The organism is Micromonospora musae (genome assembly GCF_003626545.1).
Classification (GTDB): domain Bacteria; phylum Actinomycetota; class Actinomycetes; order Mycobacteriales; family Micromonosporaceae; genus Micromonospora; species Micromonospora musae.
In genome coordinates this window covers 144897-161593 of sequence record NZ_RAZS01000008.1, presented here as the reverse complement: position 1 = coordinate 161593, position 16697 = coordinate 144897, and the positions used below count along the sequence as shown (strand labels likewise).

The following is a 16697-nucleotide window of genomic DNA, read 5'->3' as shown; positions in this document are numbered from 1 at the left end:
AAGCGCCCCCATTCGAGTGATCAGGTTCCGCGGCGGGCCGCCCCTGCGGTCGAGGACGGCGATCGGCAGGTCACGGACGATCCCGGGAGGGGCGCAACCAGCTCGCCGCCCGCGGATACGCGCGGACGCCTGCTCCAGAAAGGGGTGCGGAAGCCTGTTTTCGTTAACCGTCTACTGTTAACAGTAGGTTGCCAGGGGCAAGGATCGATGTCAACGGCCTTCGATCCAGATCGAGCGCACCCGGTCGACGAACCTCCGCCGCACCGCGACACCAGACCTGCGGCTCGTCCAGGAGTGGCCGGTTCCCGGCCGCGGTGATTCGGGCAGATCACGCGACGGAGCTCGCGGTCCTGGGCATGAGTGCACACTCGACCACCACGCGGGTGGGGCGCGCCGGCCGGACGTCCGTCGTACATGCCGCGTGACCTGCGCGGACGAGATTTCGACAGATGCAGGACGCCTTCGGTGGAGATCGAAGGAGGTCTTGCAGGAAGCTTCGTATACAACATACGCTCCCCGAAGTCGCCGACCGAACGTCTTCGTGGCGGGCACCTCGGCCATCGCCGACTCCGAGGTCTTCGACGACTGGCCGCATCAGCCGGAAACCCGCCCGCGTCACCGGCCAGCCGGCGGTCCCGACACGTCATGCCCTACTCACCGAAGGAGCTCGTGACCATGCATCTCCACGTCCATCGACCGCGACGATCACGATCACGGAACTGGCTGTCCGGTACCGCAGCGCTGGCGCTCGTCGCCTCGCTCGGGTTCGCCTCCCCGGCGGCCGGCGCCCCGCAGCAGCCGACCGGACAGCGTCCGGTGTTCGAGAACGGCCGAGCCCAGCCGGTCTACGCCGGTGAAGAGATCATCACCCAGAACGTCTGGGTCGAGGTCAAGGACATGGACACCGACCGGGACGGCGCCGATGACCGCATCCGGGTGCAGATCCGGCGGCCGGCATCGACCGACCAGGGCGTCCAGCTGCCGATCATCATGCAGGCCAGCCCCTACTGGGGCGAAGGCGGGGAGTTCCTGAACAACGACGTCGAGGTCCCGCTCTACGCGCCGAAGCGGCCGGGCTACGCCAAGCCGCCGGATCCCGGCCCGTTCCCGTACTTCCCGCGGCCGGAGAAGCCGTACGACGGCACCGAACCGCCGCACCAGACGATCAACGGCGGGACGTACCAGAACGAGTTCCTGCAACGCGGCTTCATCTTCGCCCACGCCCAGATGCTCGGTACGGGCAGCTCGACCGGATGCCCCACCGGGGGCGGTCCCGACGAGCACAACTCGCTCAAGGCGGTCATCGACTGGTTCAACGGCCGGGCCGACGCGTACGACATCGACGGCAACCGGGTCAAGGCCGACTGGACCACCGGCAAGGTCGGGATGATCGGCACCTCCTACGACGGCACCCTACCGATCGGGGTGGCCACGACCGGTGTGAAGGAGCTGCGGGCGATCGTGCCCATCGCGGCGATCTCCAGCTACTACGACTACCGCCGGATGAACGGCGCGCCGATCTCGACCAACACCAACGTCGGCGGCGACCAGAACTCCAACCACAACTCCAACCTCTCCCGGAAGTACCCCGAGGTGTGTGACTACACCAAGGAGCAGGTCCGGCGGGGTCAGGACCGGCTCACCGGCGAATACAACGAGTGGTGGCACGAGCGCAACTACCTGCCGAACATCGGCAAGATCGCCGGCGGCGTCCTGGTGCAGCACGGCCTGAACGACCAGAACGTGAAGCTCCGCAACGCCGCCCAGCTCGTCGACGCGCTGGAGGAGAACGACATCCCGCACCAGGTGTGGCTGCACCAGGGCGGGCACGGCGACCGGGCGCTCTCGAACAACCGGGCAGCCTGGCTGGACCTCCTCAACCGCTGGTGGACGTACTGGCTGCACGGGGTGCAGAACGACGTGCTGGACGAGCCCGCAGCAGTGGTCGAGCGGGAAGACGGCACCTGGACGCCGTACGACAGCTGGCCGGCGCCCGGCTCGGCCTCCACGCCGCTCTTCATCGGCGCGAGTGGCGACAACACCACTGGCAAGCTCTCGCTGACCCGCAACGTCAAGGGCAAGCCGGTCACCGAGAGCTTCACCGACGACATGACGATCGACGCGACCACCTTCGCCAGCGCGGAACAGTCGCCGAACCGCCTCGCCTACCGCACCGCGCCGCTCACCAAGCCCGTCCACCTCAGCGGGACGGTGCACCTGTCGACCCGGATGTCGATCGACGCTCGGGCCGCGATCGTCAGCGCGATGCTGGTCGAGTACCCGAAGTCGGGCAACCCGAAGATCATCGCGCGGGGCTGGTCGGACCCGTTGAAGCGGTTCGGCCTGGATCGCAGCTACGGCATCAAGCCGGGAGCCCCGTTCGAGCACGACTTCGACCTGCAGCCGCACGACTACGTGTTCAGCGAAGGTAGCCAGATCGGGCTCGTCGTGTACTCCAGCGACCGGGTCTTCACCCTCCGGCCGCCGCCCGGCACGAAGCTGAACCTGTACACGCACCACAGCCAGACCAGGGTCGATCTTCCGATCGTCGGCGGCGCGTCCGCCCTCAGGTCCGCCCTGGGCGGCAGGTAGGACCCGGTTGCCTCGGCCCGGTCCGGGTGGCGGGTCTCCGCCACCCGGACCGCGGACCGGGCGCTCCTGGAGGCGGGCGGATCAGAGCAGGTCGGCGACGTCGGCTTCGAGCGCGCGGCGGTCCTCGGGGGAGATCGGGTCGAGTGGGGCGCGCAGCCCGCTGGCGGGCAGGCCGCGCAGTTCGAGGACCGCCTTCAGGTGGGCGAGGTTGCCCTGTCCGGTGGCGGCGACAGCACGGCGTGCGCGCTCCCGGGCGACCGTCAGCGCCGCCGTGTCCCCGGAGCGCAGGGAGTCGCGTACCTCGAGGAAGGGCGCCGGCAGCGCGGAGCTGACGCCGGAGACCACACCCGCCGCCCCGAGGTCGACCACCTCGGCGAACTCCGCGTCGGCCCCCGAGTAGACCGGAACCGCCCGGCCGTCGAGCGCGGCGAGGTACCGGCCGACGACGGCGCTGCCGGCACCACTGATCTTCACTCCGGCGAGGCCCGTGTCGACCAGCCGGGCCAGCAGGGCGGGCGTCACCGACGTGGTCGTCCGCGCCTCGAAGAGGTACCCGTAGACGGGTACGCCGGCGGCCCGCGCGACCAGGGTCTCGTAGTACGAGAGCAGGGCCGACTCGGTGGCGGCGTAGTAGTGCGGGGTGAGCGCCGCGAGACGCCGGGCGCCGCGCTCCACGGCGGCCTCGGTGAGACCGGCCGCCTGGTGGCGGGACGCCGCGCCGACGTGCCAGTACGTCCGGTCCGGACCGAAGGCGTCACTGGCGGCGGCGCAGACGGCCAGCCGCTCGTCGTCGGTGAGAGTGGTGAACTCGCCCGTCGTTCCGGCGACGAAGACGCCGTCCAGGGGCGCCTGCGCCAGCTGCGCGTAGGCCGCCTTGGTCGCGCCGAGGTCCAGGGCGCCCTCCGAGTCGAAGAGGGTGGGCACGGCGCTGATCAGGTTAGCGTCGGGGTAGGTGCTCATCGATTGCTCCGGTTCGAAGGGGTGAGAAGGGCGAGCGCGATCCGGCGGCGCTGCCAGGTGTAGGTGACGGCGAGCCCGCCGCGGGTCCGGACGAGGCACGGGTAGGAGAACTCGTTGGCGCCGGTGGTGGTGACGCCCGCGTCGGCCGGCTGGTATGTCTCGTCACCGGCGTGGTCCCGCGATTCCTCAAGCGTCACCCAGGGCTCCCAGGTGGTGCCGTCGTCGGTCGAGGACGAGATCAGCAGCGGCGCACGCGACGCCCAGTCGCCGCTGGTCGGGTTGTGGGCGAGGTACACCGTGCCGTCACGGGTGCAGAGGCTGATGCCGGAGTTGTTGTTGGGGACATCGCTCAACACACCGGCGGACCAGGTCTCCCCGTCGTCGTCGCCGCGGGAGGAGACGAGCCGGCCGGCCGTGCTGCGGGCGAGCAGACGGATCTGCCCCGTGCCGGCCCGCCACAGCGCGGGCTGGATGATCCCCGCGCCCGGGAAGGTGTCGTGGTCGATGGCGATGTCGTCGGTACGCCGCCACGACCGGCCGTCGTCGTCGCTGATGTCGACGAAGCAGTCCCACCGCGGCGTCCCCGCCCACGTCTCGGTGGAGGCGCCGGCGAGCAGTCGGCCGGACGGCAGGCGAACGGGTGGCGTGCGTACCGGTCCACGTCCGCCCGGCGGGTCGGGGGCGAGGGGGCACGGCGTCGACCAGGTCCGGCCGGCGTCCACTGAGGTGGCGTGAAACGTCCGCCACGCGGAGATGGTCTCGCCCACCTTGAAGAACAGGCGCAGCGCGCCGGACTCCTGCCGGTGGAGCACCGGGTTCCAGCACGGCGCCAGGTCGCCGCTGACCACCCGGGGTGCGGTCCACTCACCACCGGCCCGAACGCTGAGCCAGATCCGCGAGTCGGCGGCTCCTTCGTGCTCACCCTGGAACCAGGCGACCACGAAGGAGCCGGATACCTGGCAGAGCGTGCTGCCGTGGCACTGGCCGGGCACATCCCGTACGACGAAGTGCTTTTCGATCAACTGCCGACCCCGGCGGGCTGCCGCGGTTCCGGCGTACCCGGTGGGGACGGGCGTTTCCGCGCCTTCATCCGGGAGCGGATGCGGGGCACGGCGATGGCCAGGACCGCGGCGACGAGGAGGACGACGGCGATCGGACTGGTGTAGATCGTCTCCAGTCCGCCGAGCTCCATCGAACGACGGAAGTTGCGTTCGGCCAGCGGTCCGAGGATGAGGCCGAGGACGATCGGTCCGGCGGGGATACCGAATCTGCGCAGCAGCAGGCCGACGACGCCGAAGAGAAGCATGAGGCCGACGTCGAAGACGCTGTTGTTGACCGCGTACGTGCCGACGATGCAGAAGGTGACGATGACGACCCACAGGAAGCGGGTGGGTAGCTCGAGCAGTTTGGCGACTCCCCGCATCCGAAGGAGGCTGAGGCCGAGGGTCAGCAGCGTCGCGAAGATCAGAATGCCCGAGATCGAGTAGACCAGGTCCGGGTGCTGCGAGAAGAGGCTGGGACCGGGCTGGATACCCCAAATGATCATCGAGCCGAGCATCACGGCCATCACCGAGTCCCCCGGGACACCGAGGGCGAGCGTGGTCAGCACAGACCCGCCCACGCCGGCGTTCGACGACGAGTCCGCGGCGGTCAGCCCCTCCAGCGAACCCTTGCCGAAGAGTTCGGGCTCCTTGGAGACCCGTCGCGCCTGGTCCCAGGCGACGATGCCGCCGATGTCACCACCGGCCGCCGGCAGGATGCCGACGATGGTGCCGACGGCCGATCCCACCGCGACGGGCTTGATCATGGCCCGGTTCTCGGCCTTGTTCGGCCACCAACGGCCGAAGCTGCGCACCGCCTCCTGCTGGGCGTGCCCGCGTTCGACCATCTGGCTGAACACCTCGGTGATGCCGAACAGGCCGATGATGACCGCGATGAACGGGATGCCCTCGACGAGTTGCGGGATGCCGAAGGTGAAGCGGTCGGAGCCGTCGAGGGGGTCGCGGCCGATGGTGCCGAGGGCGAGGCCGAAGAGACCCGCGAGAAGACCCTTGACGATCTTGCCGCCCGAGACCTCGATCATCATGGTCAGCCCGAAGACCACGAGAGCGAACATCTCCGGCGACCCGAACTCGAGCGCCAGGTTGCTGAGCGGGACGGCCGCGGCCATCAGGACCGCGATACCCACCAGCCCGCCGATCGCCGAGGCGTACGCCGACGCGGTGAGCGCGATGCCCGCTTTGCCCTGGCGGGCGAGCGCGTAGCCGTCGAAGGTGGTCGCGATGGAGGCGGGGGTGCCGGGGGTGTTGATGAGGATCGCCGGGATGCGGTCGCCGAACTGCGCGGCGACGAGGATGGTCAGGAGCACCGCCAGGCCGGGCAGCGGATCCATGGTCAGAGTGAAGGCGCTGGCGAGGGCGACCGCCATGGTGGCGCTGATGCCGGGGAAGGCGCCGACGAGCATGCCGATCGCGGCCCCGGCGAGGATGCACAGCGCGATCTGAGGGGTGAACAGAGCGCCGAAGCCGTCGAGGAGAGCGTTCATACCGGAACCCTCAGGAGGAGCGCGAACAGGGCGTAGAGCACCACCGTGATGCCGGCGGGAAAGAGGATCAGGTCCTTGATGCCGCGGCCGCCCGCGATCCAGGTGAGGGCGGCCACGAAGACCATCCCGGAGACCAGGAAGTGGATGTAATACCAGAGCAGGCCGAAGGCGAGGGTGGCCAGGACGAAGCCGGCCACCCGCAGCACGCCGACCCGGGTGGCCGGCTCCACGTCGTCGCGCTTGGGGGTGGCGAGAAACGCGAGGACGATCTGCAGCACCGACAGGGCGATGATTCCGGTGCCCAGCGCCTCGGGCCAGATGCGGGGACTGACGGCGAGGGCACGGTCAGGCAGCTCGATCGCGCGGGCGAGCACGAGGATCACGACGCCCAGCGCCAGGAAGACGCCTCCCACTGCTGCCTCGCGCCACGGCGAGGCAGCAGTCCGGTCACCCTCGGGGGTCGGGTGAGCGGCGGTCATTTCTGGTAGATCTCACCGAAGCGCTGGAACTCCGCCTGCGTGAACGCGGTGGCGTCCTCCGGTGAGGTCGCCATCGGAGTGTTGCCCGCCTTGGTCATGACGTCGGTGAAGGTCGCCGAGGAGGCGGCCTTGTGCACGGCGTCGGCGAGTCGCTGCTTGACCTCGGCCGGCAGGTTCGCGGGGGCGCCCATGAGGCCCCAGCCACCGATGACGACGTCGATGCCGAGCTCCTTGGCGGTCGGCACGTCGGGCAGTGCGGCAACCCGCTCCGGGGCCAGCACGGCGAGGACCCGCAGTCGGCCGTCCTTGGCGGCGGCACCGGACTCACTCACACCCGCCATGACGGCCTTGACCTCGCCGGACACTCCGGCCGCCACGGCCGGTGCGCCACCGTCATACGGGACGGGCTTGAAGGTGACCCCCGCCGACTCCCCGAGAGCGAGGGTCGCCGCCTCCCAGATGGCCCCGGCCCCGGAGTTCGCGACGGTGATGGTGCCCGGAGCGGCCTTGGCCGCGGCGACGAACTCCGCGAGCGTCTGGTAAGGACTCTCCGCCGGGACCGAGAGGGTCGCGACTCCAGCTCCTTGGCGAGCGTCCGGGCGGTCAGGTCCGAACCACCTCCGGCTCCCGCATGGACGATGAGGGTGAGGTCCTTCGACGGGTAGTTCGCGGAGGAGGTCTCTCCCCCGCCGCCACGGTTGGCACAAGCGGTGACTGCGAGACTCGTGGCGACGGCCAGCGCGGCTATCGCGACCCTTCTTGATCTCATGAGTCGTTCTCTTTCTGCAGGGGTGGTGGGGGGACGGCGGACTGCAGCCGCGAACAGGTCCTCTGCAGGTGACGGTGCAGTTCGACCTTGACTTCGGCGACCTTGCCCGCGGCGATCAGCCCGGCGAGGTCGCGGTGCTCCCGCGCCGACGGCGCGAGGTCGTCCATGCGCTTGCCGGAGGCGTACAGCAGGCCCTCGATGGTGGGACGGAACTGGTTCCACAGGACGCCGAGCCGGGTCAGGCCGGCGGCGTCGAAGAAGGCACTGTGGAAGCGGATGTCCGCCGCCGTGAAGTCCGTCGAGCTGCGGTCGGCGACCGCCGCGTCCATGTCGGCGAGCGCCGCGTCCAGATCACGGGCGAGGTCGGCTCGCCCGGCGGCGATGGCCCGCTCGACCGCCAGCAGCTCGAAGGACTCGCGCAGCGCCATCAGCTCGTCGATGTCAGCCGCGGTGAGCGAGCGGGTCGCGACGTTCCTGCCGGTGCCGGCGACCAGCCCCTCCGCGCGCAGGATCTTGATGGCGTCCCGGACCGGGCCTCGGCTGACCCGGAACGACTCGGCCAACTCCTCCTCGACGAGGCGGGTGCCGGCGGCGAGTTCGCCCATGATGATGCGGCGGCGCAGCTCGCCGGCGAGTCGCTCCCCAAGGGACTCCACCCTGATCGGGCTGACGTTCAGCACAGAACCTCCCGGTAACTGTTAACAGTTAACACTTGACTTCGATGACGGTCAACGGTTGACAACGGCAGTGTCTCCCCCGCCCGCCACCCGCGCCCCGCAGCGGCAACGCAACGCGATCCCCGCCGGCTCGGGAGCGAGGCGGCAGAACCCAAACGCTCCTAGCCGCACAAGGGGCGACAACATCGAACGCCGCAGCCCAACCCGCACCCTCACTCGCAGACAGTAGGGCTATTTACGGTGATGCATGGATCGGATGCGTTACCTCAACGCTACGGAGCGGTTGCTCCCGGGCGAGATCGTCCCTTAGGCTCCGGGACGCGAGATCCACGCATAGGCCCTCGCGAGCGGCACCCCTGTTCGATCCTGTTGGATTCGTGTCTGGACAGGAGGGAGGTCCACTCCCCCACGCCGGCCCTCTCAGCCGGCTTCCCGCCGGCGTGGACAACGCGACCGCGGCCAGGCCTAACACCCGCACCTGGCGACGCAGGCGACTCCCTGCCGTCAGTCACCTCCGGCTCCCGCCCGCCCCGTGCCTGCCGGTTCGGCATCCGCCGATCGAACCCAGGCGCAGAAGGGAAGACCCATGCGCGCGCACAGCTCGCGGTACCGGTTCCTCGTCCGCTGCGTCGTACCACTGCTCGCCGCCGCCGCGGCCGCGGTGCTGCCCACCTCCGCCACGGCTTCGCAGACCGCCACCACCTGGTCCGTCAGGGGGCCGTCACCGGCCGCTCCGGTATCGGCGACGGTGGCGCTCAACTCCGCCGGCGGCTTGACGCTCGCCGTCGCCCACAAGGGAACGACCGTGCTCGCGCCCGCCGCGGTCGGCCTCGAGACCACGGCCGCCGACCTGACGAACGGTCTGACGTTCCTCCGCCGCACCGACCGGATCGTGACCGAGAACTACGTCATGACGACCGGGAAGCAGCGCGCCCGGCACGCCAGGATGGCGGAGTCGACGCTCTCGTTCGCCGGCGCCGAGGGCACGCGGATGGATCTCGTGCTCCGCGTCTCGGGCGACGGGGTGGCGTACCGGTACGTCCTGCCCGACACCGACGGCCTCACCGTCACGCGGGAGGCATCGTCGTACGCCCCACCCGCCGACGCGCCCGCGTGGCTGCTGCCGTACACCGCGAACTACGAGGCGACCCGGGTCGAGACGACCGCCGGCGCCGCCGCGGCGGGCGACTTCGGCTTCCCGGCGCTGTTCGACGTGGACGGCACCTACGTCCTGCTCACCGAGTCGGACGTCGACGGCCGGTACTCGGGTGGCCGCCTGACTCACCAGGCGGGATCGGGGACCTACACGATCAAGCTCGCCGACGCGGAAATCACCTCACCGGGCCCGTTGGCCACGCCCTGGCGTACCGCGATCGTGGGCGACCTGGCCACGGTGACCGCCTCGACGCTGGTCGACGACCTGGCCCCGGCATCGAAGCTGACCGACACCTCATGGATCCGCCCGGGCACGGTCGCCTGGTCGTGGCTCTCCGAGCATGCCAGCCCGCGCGACCCGGTACGCCAGAAGCAGTACGTCGACTTCGCCGCCCGCAACGGCTGGTCCTACATCCTGATCGACGAGGGTTGGGACCGCAGCTGGGTGCCGGACGTGGTGCGCTACGCGCGCGCCCGAGGCGTCGAGGTGCTGCTCTGGTTCCACTGGACGGCGCTGGACACCGCGCAGGAGCGCGACGCCACCCTCTCGCTGGTGAAGTCCTGGGGCGTCGCCGGGGTGAAGGTCGACTTCATGGACTCGGACTCCCAGGCCCGGTTCCAGTGGTACGACGACATCCTCCGCAAGACGGCGGAGATGCGGCTCATGGTCAACTTCCACGGCGCGACCATCCCCCGCGGAATCCAGCGGACCTGGCCACACGTCATGACGCTCGAGGCGATCCGCGGCGCGGAGCAGTTCCGTACCCGGGCCGCGACCAACACGATGTTCCCGTTCACCCGCAACATCGTCGGCGGCATGGACTACACCCCGGTCGCCTTCGTCGTCTCCGACCGCGACACCACGGACGCGCACGAGGTGGCGACGTTCCTGGTCTACGAGTCGGGCTGGCAGCACGCCGCGGACAAGCCCGAGAACTACGACTCGCGGCCCGAGGCGCTGCGGACGCTGAATCAGCTCCCCACGACGTGGGACGAGACGCGACTGCTCGGCGGACGCCCCGGGCAGGAGGCCTACCTCGCCCGACGGGCAGGCGAGCGGTGGTACGTCGGTGGGATCTCGGCCGTGCCGGCGAAGATGTTCGAGACGCCGTTGACGTTTCTCGGCAAGGGCCGATGGCTCGTGGAGACCCTCCGCGACGGTCCGCACGGCCTGGTCCGGGAGGCCCGCGTCGCCGACTCGGACGACGCACTGTCGGTGCCCGTGGCGACCAACGGCGGGTTCGTCACGGTGATCTGCGAATACACCAAGGGAAGGTCGACCTGTGACCAGCCGGTGCGGCGGGTGCCCCAGACGGATCTCGTGGTGACCCCCGCCCAGGCGGAGACGCGACCGGGTAGCACCATCGACGTACGCGGCACCTTCACCCTCCCCGCGGGCGGGCCGATCCGCGATGTGCAGCTGCGGGTGCTCCCGCCTGCGGGCTGGACGGCCGGCGGCGCGACGGTCTCGGCGAAGCACATCCGGGCCGGCGAATCGATCAGCGGCGCGTGGACCGTCACCGCCGCGACGAACGCGGACCCCGGGTACGTGGACGTCCCCGTCGTCGCCACCTACCGCTTCCCGGACGATCCGCAGCGCCGCCCGGTCCACGTCGAGCAGGCAGTACGAGTGTTCGTGCCGCCGCCGAATCCGAGCGGAGCGGCGTACGTCAGCGACCTGCCGTTCCTGGGCGAGAGCAACGGATGGGGACCCGTCGAGCGGGACCGGTCCAACGGGGAGATGGACGCCGGCGACGGGCTGCCCCTGACCATCGCCGGCCGGGCCTTCGCCAAGGGCATCGGCACTCACGCGCCGAGCGAGGTCACCGTGTGGCTGGGCGGCACGTGCAGCCAACTGCAGGCCGAGGTGGGCATCGACGACGAGGTTACCGAGTCCGGCTCGGTCGCGTTCCAGCTCTTCGGCGACGGCCGGCAACTCGCCGACACCGGGGTCGTCCGGCGCGGCGACGGTGCGCGCCCGCTCGCCGTCGACGTCGGCGGAGTGCGCATGCTGACCTTGAAGGTCACCGACGGTGGAGACGGTAAGAACTTCGACCACGCCGACTGGGCCGACGCCCGGGTGACCTGCGCGTAAGCGGCGACCGGCTGAGCCGCCGTGCCTGGCGAAGGGCCAGGCCGGGGATCCGTTCGGCCCGCTACTTGGTACTACCGCATAGCGGTACTCGGTGTTACCGTATAGTGGTACTCGGTACCACGAGGTACCACGAGGTACCAGGGAGATCGCAGAGGAGCCGCGATGGACGGCCTGACGGAGATGCTGAAGGGCACGCTCGAAGGCTGCGTGCTCGAAATCATCGGCGGCGAGGAGACCTACGGGTACGCCATCACGCGCCGACTGAACGAGCTCGGCTTCACCGACGTCGTCGAGGGAACGGTCTACACCATCCTGCTGCGGCTGGAGCGCAACGGACTCGTCCAGGTGACCAAACGGCCGTCCGAGGTGGGGCCGCCGCGCAAGTTCTACGTACTCAACGACGCCGGGCGTGAGGAACTCGCGGCGTTCTGGGCCAAATGGCAGTACGTCTCATCACGCATCGACAGTCTGAAGGAGGGCCCCAGATGAACTTCTGGGAGACCATCACGGGCAGCGATCTCACCAGGGACTGGAAGGCGTTCGAAGCCCGGGCAGCGGCACTGCCGGCCGACTACCAGGCCGCGTGGAACCAGATCGTCGGCAACCTCTTCGCCTACGGGAACTTCACCGGTCGCAACCTGATGCCGATCCTCGACGCCGCCCTCGGGCTGCTCGAGGAAGCAGCGGCAGACGGGCAGAGCGTCCACGAGGTGCTCGGCGACGACATCCCCGGCTTCTGTGCGGCGTTGGCCGGCGGCGAGGGGGCCCGAACCTATCGCGACCGGTGGCGCGAGCAGTTGAACCGGAACGTCGCAAGGAAACTGCGTCGGCTGGGAGGTTGACATGGGCATCCAGGACATGATCGAGGGCAAGAAGCAGTGGCGGGCGCACGTGGCTCGGATCAAGGCGCTCCCGCCGGACTACCAGATCGTCTACAAGGAGATGCAGCGCTACCTGTTCAAGGTCGGACCGACCGACCTCGCCGGCGAAGACCTGCTCCCCGGGATCGTCGACTTCTTCGAGGAGGGCGCCGCGGCCGGCAAGGGAGTGCTGCAACTCATCGGCAGCAACGTCGCCGCCTTCTGCGACGACCTGATCAAGGAATCGCCCACCTACGCGGACGTCTACCAGAAGTCCCTCAACGGCAACCCCGGCACCGACGAGAAGTAACACCGCCGCCCCGAGCGGCGTCGGCGTGAGACCCGAAGGCCTCCTGGTCGCCGGAGCCGTCGCTGGACGGCTCCACCGGACAACCAGGAGGCCTTCGTCGTCACGTCCGACCGCGCCGACTCGTTCCGGCGGGCAGCAGACAGCCGTTTCGTCAGCGCCGGTGGGGCAGCCTCAGCGGGAAGGTGCCGGGGCCGACGTCGCCGAGCGTCGTGGTGTTCGCCGCCAGGTACCGGTCCAGGTACGGCGAGCGATCACCCTGGGTCGGCACGTCGAACCGCGGGTCCTGCACGTCGAGAGCGAGCCGCGCGTCAGAAACCTTGATGGTCTGCCCGGAGGGGACGTCCCGCCAGCCGGATGCGCTCACGGTCCCAATCTGCACGCCCAGCCGGTGCCCCCGCTCGAAGGTCCAGTCCGTCGCCTTCAGCTCGACCGAGGTCGTCCGGCCGCCGCCCAGCAGCGCGGCGTTCTCGTCGAACATCGTCGCCGTGCCGTCCGGGGCGACGTCCCAGAGCCGTACCAGCACGTTGCCCTGACCGGTGGTCCTCAACGTGACCTCCGGCGTGGCCGTGATCCGCACCTGCTGCGTGACGGGCGTGGACCAGCTCCAGTAACTGTTGCCGACCGTGCCGGCGAGGTTCGGCCCCGTCTGGGCCTGCGGTCCCGCCGTCGGCGCGGCCTCGAGGTCCCAGCCCTTGGCCTGCGGCGTCGCCATCAGCCGGCCCGCGCTCTGCGCGGCGCCACCGTCGTCGACGTACTTCCCGGACGACAGCCGCACCTGGTAGGAGCTGCTCGCCTTCGGCCAGGTCGCCTGCGCCCGCCAGTTGGCGAGGCTGTCCTCGACCGCGAACGCCGGGTCGACCACCGAGGGCTTGATGCCGCGCAGGTACTGGTCGTAGAACCTCATCACCTCGTCGAACCAGCCCGCCCGGCCCATCTTGAGCCGACCCTCGGCGTCGGTGTCGTTACCGCGGACGTGCTCCCACTGGCCGAGCCAGCCGCGCTCCGGACCCTTGTGGTTGTCGAGGTACTGCTCCATGTCCTCGGGCTTGGTGTTGTCCTCGATGAAGCCCGACGTGACGAAGAGCGGTGTGTGGGTCCCGACCGCGCGAGCGGCGAAGTCGCGGGCCCGCCAGAACGGCGACGTCGGATCGGGATCCTGCGTGTCGGTCATGTTGTTGCTCAGGCACTCGGGGTGGCTCGCCTCGTACGCGGCGTTCGCCTTGTACCGATCGCTGTCATCGGCCAGCGGCGCCATCGTCGCGATCGAGCCGTACCCGCGCGGGCTGCTGGTCGCGTTAGAACGCGGCACCCCATTGCTGAACAGGTAGTTGTACCTGTTCCACGTCGGCTCCTGGGCGACGATCGCGCGCAGCGGCTTGAGCTTGAGGACATTGGCCGCCAGGCCGGTGTTGGCGTCGTACGACTTGCCGTACATGCCCACCTTGCCGGTCGACCAGGGCCGGCTCGCCGCCCACTCGACGGCCGCCTTGACGTCGGCCTGCTCCCCCGGGCCGAGGAAGTCCAGGCAACCGGTGCTCCCACCGAAGCCACGCAGGTCGACCATGACGAAGGTGTACCCGCGCGCCATCAGGTCGGCGCCGTCGATGAAGTCCTGGAAACGCGCCGACGGCCCAACCCGGTCCCACCCCTCGGGGTCGGTCTGCCCGGCGTGCGCGAAGTACGGGCCCACCGACAGGATCACCGGCGTCTTCGCGTGCGCCGGCAGGTGCGCCGGGCGCAGCACGTCGGCGTGCAACTCGACCCCACTGCCGTCGGAGGACGGGAAGTACGCCTCCGTCCACGCCGCCCCCTCCGGCACCCGCGGATTCTCCTCGTGCGTGATCGGCGCATCAGCTCCGGCGGTGATCGGTGCAGCCTGCGCCGCCGCGGGTGACCCACCCGCACCGACGGTCGTGATGACGGCCAGCGCACCGGCCGCCGAGACGACCGACACCTTCCTGCGAAGGTTCATCTACCCTCCCCGTGCTCAGCTCCAGACGATGATCCGCCCGGCTAGCCATCGAGGCTAACGGATCTCTACGGCTGTGTCTCCCTTCGACCAACGGTCTGCTGTCGTTCGTTGTCAGGCGCACCGTGACAGGGCTGGACCGACCCGGTGGTGGGGCTAACCCCAGGTCAGGCTTCGGGTTCACCGGCTGGTGAGGCCATCGACGCTCTTCGTACGGTCGAAACACAGTCAACCTTCCCGAGAGGAGCTCCAAGTGAGCGCACGTTCCGCAGCCCGGAGGGCAGTCAGGTGGCGGAGGGTCGTCGCCGCGGTGACGGCCGGCGCGGTGCTGGCCGCCGCGGTCGGCGGTGCGGCCGGGGCCGCCGCGCCGCAGGCCCCGGATCAGCGGTCCACGGCCACGGTGCTGCAGCACGGCCTCGACGATCTGCACGACCTCGGCGTATCCGGAACGCAGGGCCTGGTCCGCGACGGGCACCGGGTGACCGTGGCCCGCAGCGGGGTAGCCGACGTGGAGACCGGCGCGCCGATGCCGATCGACGGGTACTTCCGAATCGGCAGCGAGACGAAGACGTTCGTGTCGGTCGTGCTGCTGCAACTCGTCGGTGAGGGCCGGCTCAGGCTGGACGACCCGATCGAACGATGGTTGCCCGGTGTCGTCAACGGCAACGGCAACGACGGCCGGCACGTCACCGTGCGCCAGCTCCTGCAGCACACCAGCGGCCTCTACGACCCCACCGGCGACCTCGACGCGCTGCGGTCGGCCGAGGATTTCCTGGCGCACCGCTTCGACCACTACACCGAGGCGCAGCTGGTGGCGATGGCGATGCAGCACGAGCCGCTCTTCCCCGCCGGCACGCACTGGAGCTACTCGAACACCAACTACCTCGTGGCCGGAATGCTGATCGAGAAAGTCACCGGAGACCGGTGGCACACCGAGGTACGCGCCCGGATCCTGAAGCCGCTGCGCCTGACCGACACGTTCTACCCCGGCGACCGGCCGACCCTGCCCCGGCCGCACGCCGAGGCGTACCAGCAGTTCGCGCCGGGCGAGCCACTGGTCGACACGACCGTCTTCAATCCGACCGTGGCGGCCTCGGCCGGCGGCCTGGTCAGCACCACCACCGACCTGGCCCGCTTCTGGCAGGCGCTGGGGCGCGGCCAGCTGTTGCGACCGAGACAGCTGGCCGAGCTGCACCAGACCGTGCTGGCCGAGACGGTCCAGGGCGTCCGCTCCGGCATCGCCTACGGGCTGGGCATCATGTGGATCCCCAACCGCTGCGGCGGCTACTGGGCCCACTTCGGTGACATGCCCGGGGTCAGCACCCTCAACGCGGTCTCGCCGGACGGGCGCCGCTCGGCGGTCTTCTACCGGGCGACCGTGCTGGCCGACCCGGAGCGGGCCTCGGCGGTGATGCAGCGGGAGATGGAGCTGTTGGACGACCTGATCTGCGACTGACGGCCCTCCGGGGAGAGCGCGACGCACGCCCGTTCGGCGGTGCCGAGGAACCTCGTGGCATCGCCGACCGGGCACCTGCGTCTTCCCCAGAGGACGGCGTCGCCCCGGGCGCAGACTTCCACGGGCTCCCCACGGCATCCGTCCCGGCGCCTGATCCGGTCGACACGAGTTGCGCGCCGGGACTCTCCGCACAGCCGGTCGCTATCGTGCACCTGTGGCCGCCTTGGAGACGCCCGAGCACGTCGCTCGCACCCGCACGGTGACCGCCGAGGCAGTCCTCGCCAACCGCGTCGACCTCCGCGGATACCCCCACCGGCTGCTCTCCGTCGTGTCCCACCGCGGAATCGGCGGCGACCAGGTCACCCAAGCCCTGGCGGCTGCCGAGGTGCCCGAGTCGTTCGGCTGGGAACTCGTGACCGTCTCCGAGTTCGCCAGTAGCAGGCTGGTGCACGCCGTCCTCCGTCGCAGATGACGAAGGCACACCTGGAGCGGGTCCGCGAGGGTTCCTCGTCGGGTTCTCGCCGGTTAGCCCGACGGTCAGGCGGCGCGCACCATCCGGCGGCCGAGCGTCACGATGAGGCCCACCAGCACGCTGGCCAGCACCTCCACTGCGATCTTGACGAGGATTGCGCTCATGTTGATTCACTTTCGGGTGGATTTGTAGCGGTCCACCGAAAGCTAATCGTGGCCGGCCAACAGCAGGTGTACAGCCGACGACCGTTGGCCGCCGCGCCGGTTCACACCGGCTTGCCGTCCCCTGGTCACGACGGGGTCCGGTGTCCGGGCGGGCGGCAGGCGGGTGAGTCGGCACGCCGGTTCAGCTGACTTCC

The 16697-nt window shown here is 70.0% G+C and carries 14 protein-coding genes; 7 read left to right on the top strand and 7 right to left on the bottom strand.

All coding sequences use genetic code 11. From position 1 onward, the window contains the following. Positions 1–675 precede the first annotated feature (675 nt). Positions 676–2592, top strand: a complete 1917-nt coding sequence (locus D7147_RS22695) for a Xaa-Pro dipeptidyl-peptidase (protein WP_233563352.1) — start codon at positions 676–678, stop codon at positions 2590–2592. Between the two features lie 81 nt (positions 2593–2673). Here the strand turns inward: D7147_RS22695 and D7147_RS22690 are convergent, their stop codons facing one another. From D7147_RS22690 to D7147_RS22665, 6 genes are all read right to left on the bottom strand, one after another. Next, entirely contained in the window at positions 2674–3552 is an 879-nt protein-coding gene (locus D7147_RS22690) for a dihydrodipicolinate synthase family protein (RefSeq protein ID WP_120680927.1), read from the bottom strand. Next, a complete protein-coding gene (locus D7147_RS22685) occupies positions 3549–4574 on the bottom strand; it encodes an exo-alpha-sialidase (protein WP_120680925.1) in 1026 nt (341 codons plus the stop codon). The genes D7147_RS22690 and D7147_RS22685 overlap by 4 nt, the downstream gene beginning before the upstream one ends. Beyond that, positions 4571–6097 carry a tripartite tricarboxylate transporter permease gene (locus tag D7147_RS22680; RefSeq protein WP_120680923.1) on the bottom strand — a complete coding sequence of 509 codons (1527 nt, stop codon included), beginning with the start codon at positions 6095–6097 and terminating at the stop codon, positions 4571–4573. The genes D7147_RS22685 and D7147_RS22680 overlap by 4 nt, the downstream gene beginning before the upstream one ends. Beyond that, positions 6094–6510: a tripartite tricarboxylate transporter TctB family protein gene (locus D7147_RS22675; RefSeq protein WP_158609374.1), complete on the bottom strand. Its 417-nt coding sequence runs from the start codon at positions 6508–6510 to the stop codon at positions 6094–6096. Before D7147_RS22675 ends, D7147_RS22680 begins: the two co-directional genes overlap by 4 nt. A gap of 62 nt (positions 6511–6572) precedes the next feature. After that, positions 6573–7283 carry a tripartite tricarboxylate transporter substrate binding protein gene (locus D7147_RS22670; RefSeq protein WP_199734239.1) on the bottom strand — a complete coding sequence of 237 codons (711 nt, stop codon included), beginning with the start codon at positions 7281–7283 and terminating at the stop codon, positions 6573–6575. Positions 7284–7341: 58 nt separating this feature from the next. After that, a complete protein-coding gene (locus D7147_RS22665; RefSeq protein WP_120680919.1) occupies positions 7342–8025 on the bottom strand; it encodes a GntR family transcriptional regulator in 684 nt (227 codons plus the stop codon). Between the two features lie 583 nt (positions 8026–8608). Between D7147_RS22665 and D7147_RS22660 the strand changes: the two genes are divergently transcribed. The 4 genes from D7147_RS22660 (at position 8609) to D7147_RS22645 (ending at position 12442) form a co-directional block, all read left to right on the top strand. After that, entirely contained in the window at positions 8609–11272 is a 2664-nt protein-coding gene (locus D7147_RS22660) for a glycoside hydrolase family 97 catalytic domain-containing protein (protein WP_120680917.1), read from the top strand. A 162-nt stretch (positions 11273–11434) separates the two neighbouring features. Further along, a complete protein-coding gene (locus D7147_RS22655) occupies positions 11435–11761 on the top strand; it encodes a PadR family transcriptional regulator (RefSeq protein WP_120680915.1) in 327 nt (108 codons plus the stop codon). Further along, positions 11758–12114, top strand: a complete 357-nt coding sequence (locus D7147_RS22650) for a DUF1048 domain-containing protein (protein WP_120680913.1) — start codon at positions 11758–11760, stop codon at positions 12112–12114. Before D7147_RS22655 ends, D7147_RS22650 begins: the two co-directional genes overlap by 4 nt. A gap of 1 nt (position 12115) precedes the next feature. Beyond that, a complete protein-coding gene (locus D7147_RS22645) occupies positions 12116–12442 on the top strand; it encodes a DUF1048 domain-containing protein (protein WP_120680911.1) in 327 nt (108 codons plus the stop codon). A 151-nt stretch (positions 12443–12593) separates the two neighbouring features. Here D7147_RS22645 and D7147_RS22640 read toward each other — a convergent pair whose 3' ends face one another. Then, positions 12594–14414: a CocE/NonD family hydrolase gene (locus D7147_RS22640; RefSeq protein ID WP_120680909.1), complete on the bottom strand. Its 1821-nt coding sequence runs from the start codon at positions 14412–14414 to the stop codon at positions 12594–12596. A 250-nt stretch (positions 14415–14664) separates the two neighbouring features. On the opposite strand from D7147_RS22640, the gene D7147_RS22635 reads away from it, so the two are divergent. Both D7147_RS22635 and D7147_RS22630 read left to right on the top strand, forming a co-directional pair. Next, the gene (locus tag D7147_RS22635) at positions 14665–15867 is read left to right on the top strand and encodes a serine hydrolase domain-containing protein (RefSeq protein WP_120680907.1); all 1203 of its coding nucleotides are present in this window, start codon (positions 14665–14667) and stop codon (positions 15865–15867) included. Between the two features lie 214 nt (positions 15868–16081). Further along, positions 16082–16339 (top strand): transcriptional regulator, encoded by a 258-nt coding sequence (locus D7147_RS22630; RefSeq protein ID WP_120680905.1) that lies wholly within the window; start codon positions 16082–16084, stop codon positions 16337–16339. Positions 16340–16697 lie beyond the last annotated feature (358 nt).